14 protein-coding genes are annotated in these 11,751 nt (G+C 33.1%); 1 reads left to right on the plus strand and 13 read right to left on the minus strand.

Annotated elements, in window-relative coordinates:
• Positions 1-368: 368 nt before the first annotated feature.
• The 8 genes from ACHZK0_RS16250 to spxA form a co-directional block, all read right to left on the minus strand.
• On the minus strand, positions 369-842 hold the full coding sequence (locus tag ACHZK0_RS16250; protein ID WP_001128309.1) for a tautomerase family protein: 474 nt from the start codon (positions 840-842) through the stop codon (positions 369-371).
• A gap of 45 nt (positions 843-887) precedes the next feature.
• Positions 888-1,394 carry a heme-degrading domain-containing protein gene (locus ACHZK0_RS16255; protein WP_395760683.1) on the minus strand — a complete coding sequence of 169 codons (507 nt, stop codon included), beginning with the start codon at positions 1,392-1,394 and terminating at the stop codon, positions 888-890.
• 206 nt (positions 1,395-1,600) lie between these two features.
• Positions 1,601-2,005 carry an STAS/SEC14 domain-containing protein gene (locus tag ACHZK0_RS16260; protein WP_262741823.1) on the minus strand — a complete coding sequence of 135 codons (405 nt, stop codon included), beginning with the start codon at positions 2,003-2,005 and terminating at the stop codon, positions 1,601-1,603.
• A 175-nt stretch (positions 2,006-2,180) separates the two neighbouring features.
• Entirely contained in the window at positions 2,181-3,500 is a 1,320-nt protein-coding gene (locus ACHZK0_RS16265) for an aromatic amino acid transport family protein (protein WP_395760684.1), read from the minus strand.
• A gap of 1,034 nt (positions 3,501-4,534) precedes the next feature.
• Positions 4,535-4,870: an IDEAL domain-containing protein gene (locus ACHZK0_RS16270; protein ID WP_262741787.1), complete on the minus strand. Its 336-nt coding sequence runs from the start codon at positions 4,868-4,870 to the stop codon at positions 4,535-4,537.
• 123 nt (positions 4,871-4,993) lie between these two features.
• Complete coding sequence (gene saiR / locus ACHZK0_RS16275; RefSeq protein WP_262741788.1) at positions 4,994-5,407, minus strand: Rrf2-family transcriptional regulator SaiR; 414 nt, start codon at positions 5,405-5,407, stop codon at positions 4,994-4,996.
• A gap of 163 nt (positions 5,408-5,570) precedes the next feature.
• On the minus strand, positions 5,571-5,705 hold the full coding sequence (locus tag ACHZK0_RS16280; protein WP_000573531.1) for a BA3454 family stress response protein: 135 nt from the start codon (positions 5,703-5,705) through the stop codon (positions 5,571-5,573).
• 47 nt (positions 5,706-5,752) lie between these two features.
• A complete protein-coding gene (gene spxA, locus ACHZK0_RS16285; protein ID WP_088097117.1) occupies positions 5,753-6,148 on the minus strand; it encodes a transcriptional regulator SpxA in 396 nt (131 codons plus the stop codon).
• A gap of 608 nt (positions 6,149-6,756) precedes the next feature.
• Here spxA and ACHZK0_RS16290 point away from each other — a divergent pair.
• Positions 6,757-7,101 (plus strand): winged helix-turn-helix transcriptional regulator, encoded by a 345-nt coding sequence (locus ACHZK0_RS16290; protein ID WP_240587786.1) that lies wholly within the window; start codon positions 6,757-6,759, stop codon positions 7,099-7,101.
• Between the two features lie 64 nt (positions 7,102-7,165).
• Here the strand turns inward: ACHZK0_RS16290 and ACHZK0_RS16295 are convergent, their stop codons facing one another.
• The 5 genes from ACHZK0_RS16295 to ACHZK0_RS16315 all read right to left on the minus strand — a co-directional run bounded on the left by ACHZK0_RS16295 (position 7,166) and on the right by ACHZK0_RS16315 (position 11,556).
• Entirely contained in the window at positions 7,166-7,903 is a 738-nt protein-coding gene (locus tag ACHZK0_RS16295) for a GntR family transcriptional regulator (protein ID WP_240587785.1), read from the minus strand.
• A gap of 32 nt (positions 7,904-7,935) precedes the next feature.
• On the minus strand, positions 7,936-8,997 hold the full coding sequence (locus tag ACHZK0_RS16300) for an oxidoreductase (RefSeq protein WP_262741789.1): 1,062 nt from the start codon (positions 8,995-8,997) through the stop codon (positions 7,936-7,938).
• A gap of 204 nt (positions 8,998-9,201) precedes the next feature.
• Entirely contained in the window at positions 9,202-10,374 is a 1,173-nt protein-coding gene (locus ACHZK0_RS16305; protein WP_395760685.1) for a cyclopropane-fatty-acyl-phospholipid synthase, read from the minus strand.
• A gap of 309 nt (positions 10,375-10,683) precedes the next feature.
• The gene (locus ACHZK0_RS16310; protein WP_000816333.1) at positions 10,684-11,010 is read right to left on the minus strand and encodes a winged helix-turn-helix transcriptional regulator; all 327 of its coding nucleotides are present in this window, start codon (positions 11,008-11,010) and stop codon (positions 10,684-10,686) included.
• Positions 11,011-11,211: 201 nt separating this feature from the next.
• Entirely contained in the window at positions 11,212-11,556 is a 345-nt protein-coding gene (locus tag ACHZK0_RS16315; RefSeq protein ID WP_000860818.1) for a winged helix-turn-helix transcriptional regulator, read from the minus strand.
• Positions 11,557-11,751: the final 195 nt, after the last annotated feature.

An 11,751-nucleotide genomic window follows, 5' to 3' on the forward strand; every position in this document is an offset into this window, starting at 1 on the left:
ATGAATAGTACGTACTTTAAAGTGCTGTAGGTACTAAAAAGTAACATAATTAATTACTAGTACCATAAAGCTTGTTTCCCTCTCACATGTGCTATTATGAATGATATTTAACATAATAAAAAGTACGTACTTTAAAGTACTATAGGTACTAAAAAGTAACATTTATATAACCTAACTTATTTTGCTCAAAAATTGAAATCTACATTCCATGAAAAAGACTTTCAAATGAAGAAATACACTTTCCCGTAGAGGCAACTTTAGAGAACATTACTTAAACATATAAAGGATCATGTTCATTACCACAGACAAATAATAAAAAGGCAAAAACGAACAGAAATGTGTTCATTTTTGCCTTTTTTATTTAATGATTAAAATGTACGACTTTTGGAAAGGAAATCTGCATTAGCTCCTGTTACACCACTTTGTCCCCAGTTCCCTGGAATCATTTCACGAATAAGAATTAGCACTTTATCCAAAGGTGCATGAGTATATTTAGATGTTACTTGTGTAAGTTCGTTTACCCACTTATCCTTTGTCTCTTGATCAAATGTATTCCATATATCAATCTTAATAATAGCCATTCCATTAACGTTACGACCTGGTGTATCGTAAGACTCTTTTGTCTCCCAATCGGACACCCTACTTTTCTCAGCAAAGGTAGCATCACTTGCTACAGCCCCAGCTTTACCCCAATTTTCTTTCTCAAGTTCCGTTATCAACACTTGAATTTTGTCAGGGACAATTTTTAATAGTTTTATTGTAAGTTCAGTTACTTCATAAACGAATTCCTTTTTTTCTTCTGTTGACATCGTTGGCCAAGTATTTAGCTCGATTAATGGCATAGTATTGCCCCCTAAAATTAATTATCTATTGACTAGTTACAACTATTAGTTCAAATGATTTTTAACTGCTCTTACTACCAATTCGTGATCTTCTTCTGGTGGTAATCCTGAAACTGTTATCATTCCAATAACCCCTACGTTTTTTATCCTGATAGGAAAGCATCCACCAAACGCAGCATATTCCGAAGTATCTAAAAGATATTTTTCATTATATGAGATTCCAGTTATTTCACTTTGTATCTGCATATAATACGAGCTATGATCATGCAGGGAAACAACTCGTTTTTTACGCTCAATCCATTTCGTATTTTCCTCATTTGTCCCTGTCATCTTGAAATGAAATAATTGCACACCGTTTTTTGTTATATCAACAGCAATCAATTTTCCCTCTCGCTTTGCTGTTTCAACGATAAATAAACCTAGTTGCAAGGCATCTTCATTTGTAAAAGAGGAAAATTGAAGCGTTTCCTCCTCTTTTAAAATTTGTTTACTTATTTCATTCAAATTTGAAGTACTCATATGTTTATCCCCCTTACTCACTTTATGCCACATTGATATTTTTGAATTTCTGTGACTCTATCGTACGAGCTTTCTACTGTAAAGCGTATACTCTTCTTCCTGGTGCTATTATGAATTATATTTAACGCATTAAAAATGTATGTCCTCTAATGCTAAACATTTCGTATAGAAGTTTTCTTCCGGATACTACTTACAAGCATAAAAAACCAGTTGCTTAAGCAACTGGTTCACTAAAAGTTTTATATAGGATATCCATTCAACCAAAGGAATGCTTCTTCATAATCATCGAAAAATTTTACAGATTCTTTTGTATTGGACTGTTGTAAATAATTCAGTATCTCCCCTTCTTCAAGGAGAAAAGCAATTGCCTTACTGTGATTCAAAATCGTTTCATTGAAAAACTTCTCTTTCCATGCTTTTTGAACAGAAAAATGATCTGGTATGTATCCTTTTCTATCGACCAGCAATTTGTATTTCCGTCCTTCGGAAATGAATTGCTGACAAACCTGCTCGAATCCATTAAACCATTCATACACATCATCTGTTTTAATCTTGCCGATAAGACGGGTAACAATTATATCTCCCGAAACCGTTGTACTAATATTCAGTTTACTCAACTTAGAATCATCTCCCTTAGTTACAATTTTATCTTATAAAGTCAATAAGATAAAATTGTAACGTAATAAAGCAACCTTATGTACGAAAAGAGTCTTAGTAAAAGATGACCTTTTCTCACTAATTTAAAAAGGGACAGACTCTCCAAACGGAGAAGCCTGTCCCAAAATCGTTCTATTTTATATTAGAACTAAAAATCGTGAATTAGAATAATGATTTAATACTTGCTAAAACAGTAAGTACACCTACAATAATAACAAATACGTTACTCATTTTCCCTTTGTATTTAGCTAGTACTGGTACTTTATTGATTGCATACATTGGTAATAAACATAAGATAGCAGCAACTAATGGACCGCTTAGAGAATCAATAAGTCCAAGGATACTTGGATTTGTATAAGCAACAAACCAGCATGATAATACAACAAAAGTAAGAACGATTGTCTTAATTGTTTTTTCTTCAATTACTTTCCCACGTGATTTACCGAACTTAATAATCATGTCACGCATTACTTCAAACGCTCCGATATAATGGCCAAGGAAAGACTTTGTAATAGCCACAAAAGCAATGATTGGAGCTGCAATCGTGATTACAGGTGAATTAAGCTCATTAGCAAGATATGAAAGAATTGATAAGTTTTGCTCTTTTGCCATTTTTAAATCCTCTGGAGTCAAGCTTAATGTACTACTCCAAACGAAGAACATAACTACAGCGAATGTCATGATATAACAAACTTTTTGTATTTGCGCACATTTAGCATCAGTAGCATCTATGCCATACGTAGCTCTCTGCTTCACAACAAATGATGAAATCATAGGTGAATGATTAAATGAGAATACGATGATTGGTAGAATCAACAATATTGTTCCAAAATATCCTGTTCCTGTTGAAGTAGTAGAAACAGCTGAGAAGCTAAGCATTGACGTATTCCACTGTGGAATTAAAGATATTGCAATAAACAGTAGAGAAGCTATGAATGGATACACTAGCATACTCATGATCTTTACAGTAATATCTTGACCAAAATTCAATATAGCGATAAGACCAAGAACTAATACAAGTGATAAAATAGCTCTTGGAGGCTCTGGCATGTGCAATTGATGCACGATAAAACTACTTGCAGTATTTGTAAGCGCAACCGAATACATTAGTACGATTGTATAAATTGAAACGAAATATACGATGTTAAAAATGATACTTGCTTTATTTCCGAAATACTCTCTAATTGTACCTGTGATCCCCTCATCAGCAGAATTAGAAGCGTATATCATTTTAGCAAGTGCCCTATGTGAGTAATACATAACTGGATATGCAAGCAATGTAATTAGTAGTAATGATAATAATCCACCTGAACCTGCATTAATCGGTAAAAAGAGCACCCCTGCTCCAATTGCAGTTCCAAATAGGCTGAGTGCCCATGTAGTATCCTGCTTATGCCACTTTTTCGGATCTGCATATTGCTCATTTTTTAGTGCGGTATTTTCAGCTTGAACTTCTATTTTCTTTGCAGTATTCCCGTTCATATAATAACTCCCCCTTGTATCTATTCCTGCGTCTCTCTTTATAGCTAACAAATATTTACCTTTTGGGATAATGAATTCTTTACAAGTTGCCCCACATTGTATGTCCTTCATCATAATGAATCCAAATTGAAACATTCGCTAGTTAGCGTCCTAACATAAATGTTAGCGTTCACAAAAAAGTTTACTCATAATATCCGCTCTTTATATAAAGACCGCTTAAGAGAACAATATTGAATAGACTTCATATAATACGTTGCAACATTTCTAATAACAGTGTATTACTTTAATGGTTTCTCTTTTTACTTTTAACAGTAATTTTAGATAAACCGGCCTCTCTTCATTTATGAGGCATTTCTTTCTCAATTCTATACATCACTTTAATCGCTTCGGCAGCATTTATGGTATTGATTACACAAGCCACTGAAGCACTTTACATACATTTCGCCTCTAACCACACACCTTTCTTACTAGTAATCGCATTTTTTATATTTTCTCCAGAGATAATAAAATTTCTCTCGACGCCCTCATTATAACGTGTATATTTATAAAATTAATATTTTTATATTTTCAGAAATATTAATTGGATATAATTTTACATGGATAATATTTTACAGTTAGCATGCAACCCTTGTTCCTATCACTTATAACGGAATTAATCAGCATAAAATACAGTAAAATATTGTTTATTTAAGCTACTCATTTTAAAAACATTTATATTTTTCTTTATCGAAAAATTTTATTTTAATTTAAAAAAGATATTCCACTAAATAATTAACGTGGTTAAAAAGAAATATCTTTTTAAATGTATAAACCAATTTTCGGGATATATATTATCGACATTGCATTCATATACATTATTTAACTTGATGGTAACTAGAGAACCTCTAACATTTTGCTAAATGAAAAAGTAAAATGAGCTGCCGATATCGGACAGCTCATTGACATAATTATCATTATCAGGAGTGGGCAAACAAATCATTTCACAGTCATCTTAATTTTAGTTTTTTTGATCATTCTTCAGGATAATATAATCTTTAAACCCCCTCGTTAACTAGCTCTTTTATCGAGTTTAATTTTGTAGAAAGCTCAATAAACCATTCTTCATCCCCTGTTAATAATGCAAGATCTATAAGATAAAGGATTTGCTCCTTATTGATTACCTTTGATTCAGGGAGTTTGTTAACGTGTTTACTAAAGAGTAAAATCGCTTCGTTTTTTGTGTACTTATTGTCACGTTTCACAATACTAACTGTAACTATATCTTCTACGTCATCAAGTGATGCAATGTAACCAAGTATAAATTCACCTTCATTGGATATTCCACGAACCCAATCTCCCACTTTTAAAACATGATTATTATTTGACATCATATTTTTTCACCTTCTTATAATTTTTTTGTGACGATAAAAAATATATAAAAACGAAATTAAACTGTAATACTTTTCGTTACACTTAAGTATTAAGAACTCACGGCTACATAATAATTAAGCCGCTTAACGTTCTTGATTGATAAGATCAACAACTTCTTTCATTGTATAATTCTTTAAATATTCACCTAGATGTTCTTCCGCACCTAAGAAAATAGCAAAAAGAACTTTCCGCATGTTCGAACCTACAATACACTGATCATTTGATTCTGGACACTTCGGCTGCAATGCACCTTCAGAGGTTATTTGATAAATATTCCAAAGATTAATTTCACTTAAATCACGGGCAAAAATAAAACCGCCACCAGTTCCTTCTTTTGATTGTATAAACTTATATTTTTTTAACAAACTTAGCACTTTGCGAATGCGTACTGGATGAACACCTGCACTTTCTGAAATAGCATTACTTGTTGACATCCGGTCTGGCTGTAAAGCTAAATAAGTTAAACTGTGTATGGCCAAGGTAAAGTCGCTGTTCATTGTTTTCCTCCTACGATCAAAAATATTGTTTCTCATATATTAACATACTGTAGCCATAAATATTACAGATAGGTTAGTTGAGCGTTAAAATATATAAGAACCACTCTTAGCATAAAGAAATAAATGCCATAACTTCATTTAGCTTTTTAAGTTAAAAATACATTTAAAGACTCCATTGTTTCTTCACTTGTTCTTCTGCCAATTGTTTAATTTTTGTCCATATCGTATCTTTACTTACAATAACATTTGTTTGATAATTTCTATCGTTATAATTGACTGTAACACATACTTCTATCATTTTCTGCTTCCTCCTTTCATACAACTTTTCCTAAAAAATATTACTTATTAATTAGCCAGCTTTTGCAGTTCAATGTTCAAAAATGTTCGAACGCTACGTGGTAAAAACTTACGAATTTCTTCATCATTAAAACCAATCTGTAATCTTTTCTCGTCCAGCATAATTGGACGACGTAACATTAGCGGATGCTCAATTATTAATTTATAAAATTCATTCAGCGAAAGCTCATCTATATTTATATTTAAGTCTTGAAAAGTTTTGGATCTAGTTGAAATTATTTCAGTAGCACCCTCTTCAGTTAAACGAAGAATGGATTTAAGTTCATCCACTGTCATAGAATTGGATACGATATTTTTTTCAGTATAATCAATTTGATTCTCCTCCAGCCATGCTTTCGCTTTTCGGCATGAACTACAGCTTGCTGTTGTATATAAAACCACCATATTTCACTCACTCCTTTAATGTTCTTTATGAAACGTACATTTTAAATATCAGTTATTGAAATGTATTAAAAAAGATTACAGTTTAGAAACAAATACACGTAATATTATTTATTCGGCAATGTTTCGTTTATTTCTACTATTCGTTTCTTTTCATGCTACTTTTATAAAATTATTGAAACTACATTTTACAGACGATGACGACTCACTTTTAAAAATCTTACTGTAATTTTAAACATTACAGTAAGATTAATCAACTGTTAAGTCTTGGAGTAATTAATTATTTTTTTGTGTGAACTTCTCCATAGCGTTATGGCGAACCAATTTCCAATGCACTTCAAAATACATTTTACTCATTTCTTACTTACATGTGCTATTATGAAATATATTTAGCAAAATAAAAAGTACGCACTTTAAAGTATTATAGGTACTAAAAAGTAACGTATGCATTTTCAAGTGCCGTTCTGCTTATTTCTCTCTTACATCGGTTATTATGAACGATATTTAGCACAATAAATAGTACGCACTTTAAAGTATTATAGGCACTAAAAAGAAATAATTATAGTTTGTGAATCCAAATCTATAATCTAAATTTATCAAAGGAGTTTTTTATGAAAACATACAATATTCCTGTAGAAGCGACTTTAGAAGTTATTGGTGGAAAGTGGAAAGTTGTTATCCTTTGTCATTTAAAAAAAGGTACAAAAAGAACGAGCGAATTAAAACGTTTAATGCCTGGTATTACACAAAAAATGTTAACACAGCAATTACGTGAACTGGAAGAAGATGATGTAATCCAAAGAAAAGTATATGACCAAGTGCCACCGAAAGTAGAGTATTCTTTAACTAATTACGGTTCGTCTTTAGGAGCCATACTCGATTCCCTCTGCAGTTGGGGGGAAGTTCATCTTGAAAAAAACGGGAACACATCCATGCTTATTACAGCTGATGAATAATAACTGTTCCTACTATATTAAAAACAGAAATTAGGTTGAGGCAATACTTGCCCCAACCTATTTTTTATGTCTCTTTATAATTTTTTGCAGTAATAACTGTTTCAAATTCAAAGGTTTCCGGCAGATGATCAGCGTAAGAGTACTCGAAGGTGCGTCCGTCCGTTAAATAGGCTACCTGTTCGACTCGCATTAGGAAATCCTGATGTGTTAAGTTCATAAACTGTTTTTCCCTACCATCTGGACGAACTCCTTTGACCCTGACAACGGATGTCCCTACTTCAAGACCTAGTTTATTTTGAATGTGTGAATATATCGACTCCTCTAAAACAGAAACCTCAACACCCGGTATGACCGAAATAGGCATCCATGTATGCTCCATAATCGTCGGAATACTGTGAATGATGCGGAGGCGAATGATTTTATATACAAAATCCCCTACTGAAATGCCCAATTTTTCAGCAATGATTTCCTCGGCTCCGACAATCGTAAACTCGATAATTTTACTTTCTACCTCGCTGCCATAAACAGCTTTTGTACCTGTTAAAGTTTGAATCATCCGTGCCTTTTCCTGCTGACGCCAATCTTGAACGACTGTTCCACTTCCGCGCCGACGGATGATGTATCCGTCTCTAACTAACAAATCCAGCGCTTTTTTAATAGTAAGGGCTGAAACGCCAAATTCTTCAGCAAGGATGGGACTGCTTGGAATTTTTTCGTTAATTTTATATTCACCGTCTAAAATTTGCTGTTTAATTTTTTGGTAAATGCCGAGGTATTTTACTTGTGTTGATCCGCTTGCCATTTCCATACCTCCTTTATACTGTATTCCCTCTTCTATTCATTCAAGTTTAAAGCCTCAAGTTTGTAAACTGAAGGTGATGGAGCAGCAAATCCGTTTTCTAAGATTTCAATATTCGTTACCGCTTCTTCGTCTTTTACAAGTTTTGGTGCACCATTTACAATTGTTTCATACGCTGCATCATAGAAACGACCGTAATCACCAAGCGGCGTTTTAATTTGTTTTTCAATCCAATCACCGTTTGCATTTCGATATTTAGCAATTCCATAGTACATCGGAGAATCCTCACCAAATCCTGAACTCTCAGGCATGATACCCGCTTTCAAATCATTCTCTTGCTGATCTTCACCGTATTTAATAAACGATCCATTTGTTCCATGAACGATAAAGCGTGGATAATCTTTTGCTACAATATGGTTCGTTTTTAGTTTAATTTTCAGCTGATTTCCGTAATGTAGACCAACATCAAAATAGTTATCAACCGCACCTTCCACTTCATTATTACGAATATCATATGTCAACGTATCAGGACGGCCAAATAGTGAAATCATACGGTCCATCGTATGAATACCTAAACTATAAAATGAACCTTCTTCTTTTGGACCTTCGTGAGTGATTGAACCAGGACGGAAGTAATCAATATGTGATTCAACCTCAACGATATCACCAAGGAATCCTTGTTCCACAACTTGCTTAACTGCTAAGAAATCACCATCAAAACGACGGTTTTGATAAGGCATAACTACTACACCTTTCTCTCGTCCTAAAGCTAATAATTCTTTCGCATGTTCTACTGTATCGCAAAATGGTTTTTCAACGATAACCGATTTCCCGGCCAGTATAACTTTTTTCGCTAATTCGTAATGCGTATGTGCTGGCGTACAGATTGTCACTACTTGGATTTCTTTGTCATTCAACAATTCGTCCAAATCAGTAGTGAAATAAACACCTTTACTCTTATATGGAGCCGCTAATTCTTCACTAATTTGGCGGCCAAAAATCGTTTTTACTTTTATATTTTTACGTGTATTTACATAAGGTAAATGATAGCGGTTGGCTGATTTTCCAAATCCAATAAAGCCCATTGTTAATGTCATATTCTTCAACTTCCTTGCTCATAAAATTTCGTTTCTATTTTTATTATATATCTTTATTATTAAAAGTATATAGTTTTGATTTTAAATGTATATAATAAAGTAAAAAGTCGGGATACAAATCATTTCGATTTTCATCCCGACTTTTTACTTTAAGTTATGGATTTATAAATTTAAACATTGTTTAAGAGCTATTAGATCACACTCTTATTCATACATATAAGAACGTGTCATCGGAATTGTATCGTTAATACCTTTTGTAAATACAAATTGATGTAAATCAATATTACCTGTAAAGAACGAAGCTGCACATGCATTTAAATATAAGCGCCACATACGAATGAATCGCTCATCTTTCGTTTTACGAACTTCCTCCAGTACGTTTTCAAAATTTTGAGCCCAATGTTGTAATGTTTTCCCGTAATGTCTACGTAAGCCTTCCACATCAACAATGAAAAATTGTTCGTTTGTCATGTTCGTGATTAATTCGTTAACAGCAGGAACATATCCACCAGGGAATATATACTTTTCAATCCAACCATTCGTAGCACCACCATTGGCTGGAGAAGTAATACAATGAAGTAGAGAAATCCCACCGTCATTTAGTAGTGTATTCACTGTTTCAAAGTATTGCGTAATGTTGTCTTTTCCTACATGTTCAATCATACCTACACTAACAATTTTATCAAATTTACGATTCTTAATATCGCGGTAATCAAGTAAGGATACTTCAACTAAATCTGTAAGTCCCTCTTGTTTAATTCTCTCGGAAGTTTTTGCATATTGTTCCTCACTTAACGTTACTCCCATCGCTTTTACACCGTACTGTTTAGCGGCAGCTGTAATTAGCTCACCCCATCCGCAACCAATGTCTAATAGCGTATCACCTTTTTGAAGGTTCAACTTTTTCAAAATATGATGCACTTTATTATGCTGAGCTGTCGTTAAAGAATCTTGCTCATTTTGGAAATATGCACAAGAATACGTCATCGTTTCATCAAGCCATAATTTATAGAAATCGTTCCCAATATCATAATGATGAGCAATATCATCTTTATTTTTTTGTTTTGAGAAATTCCATTTACTTTTGAAATATTGCAACTTACTATCACCTAAAAAGCTATCCTGCCTTTTATAAATAGATTGAATTGCTTTTTCAAGGTTACCCTCTATTTCAATGTCCCCATTCATATATGCTTCACCGAATGCAATAGAAGGATCCTTAGCAATCTCTTTTTTTGAAAGCGGCTTATGGAATGTTACATGAAATTGAGGTTCCCCTTCTCCATATTGGATTGTTTCTCCATTCCAAAGTGTAATTTGAACTGGATCTAAAAAAAGATTTTTGAGTATTTTTTTATAAAAAAGTTCTTCAACCATATAAACATCTCCTACTAAAAAATTGAATAAAAAACTATTCTAGTTAATAAGTCTTTTTGAACATAGCTTAAAACCGTTACGACTTCTTGCTACGAGTGTCATTATAAAACGGTTATATTATGAAGCATAGTACGTACTTTAAAGTGATGAAGGCACTTTTAAGTTCCTATTAAAACTTTAATCAATCATTCATCACAGCTTAAACAGTTGTTAATATGGCATAGATCCTTACTTTTACTTTCTAAATTTTTATACTAAAAAACACCACCTCATCATTAGGTGATGTTTTCAATATTACATATATAGATTTCACTTAACTTTACTATTTTTTCTATCTATGCATCGTTCTCCCCATACGGTCAATTGATTTAATACATTTTGCAAAGACCACCCATAATCAGTTAAGGAGTATTCTACTCGGGGCGGAATTTCTTTATAGATTTCACGTGTAATCACACCATCATCTTCCAGCTCACGTAATTGTTGCGTCAACATTCTAACAGAAATTTCAGGAATTAGACGCTGCAACTCACTCGTTCGCTTCGTTCCTTTCGTTAAGTGACATAAAATGACGACCTTCCACTTTCCACCGATAATTTCTAAAGTTGCTTCTATCGGTATATTATATTGTTTCACACGATTTCCCCTCCTTTTTACTAAATTTCTTCTCTATTGTTACGTAAAAACAGATAATTTTCTATACGGCACATTTTTGTTCCTACAGCACAAAAAAGTACCTATATTACCAAAAAGTAATTATGCCGCTTACCCCTCCCCCTCTATATACATGACAAATTAAAAGAAAAAACGAGCGTATTATCGCTCGTTTTTTCTTCTTTATTCTGCTGCTGTTATAAGCATAGACGTGTTCCCATTCTTGTCGAGATGATTTTCTCCCCAGTGACAAAGAGAATCCAGTATAGAATCTAAAGAATGACCGTAATCCGTTAAAGAATACTCTACTTTTGGCGGCACTTGGTTATACACTTTTCTCTCGATTACACCGTCTTCTTCTAATTCACGTAATTGTTGTGTTAACATCTTTTGTGTAATACCAGACATTAATTGTTTTAATTCGCACGTTCTCTTTTTGTCTTTCTTTAAATGACAAAGGATAACTACTTTCCACTTCCCACCGATAACCTCTAAAGTCGCCTCTACAGGAATATTGTATGTTTTCATATAAAAATCTCCTTTAATAATGTTATAAGGTAATTAAGCTAAAGATTTAAATATTACTTTTAAGTATCTATAGCACCTTAAAGTACGTACTTTTTATTGTATTAAACATGTTTCATAATAGCATACGTAAACAGCAGATGAGTAGTACGGCACTAAAAAGTACCTGTATTACTTTTTAGTATCTATATTACTTTA

It is taken from the genome of Bacillus sp. 3G2 (assembly GCF_044324725.1).
Lineage (GTDB): Bacteria > Bacillota > Bacilli > Bacillales > Bacillaceae_G > Bacillus_A > Bacillus_A mobilis.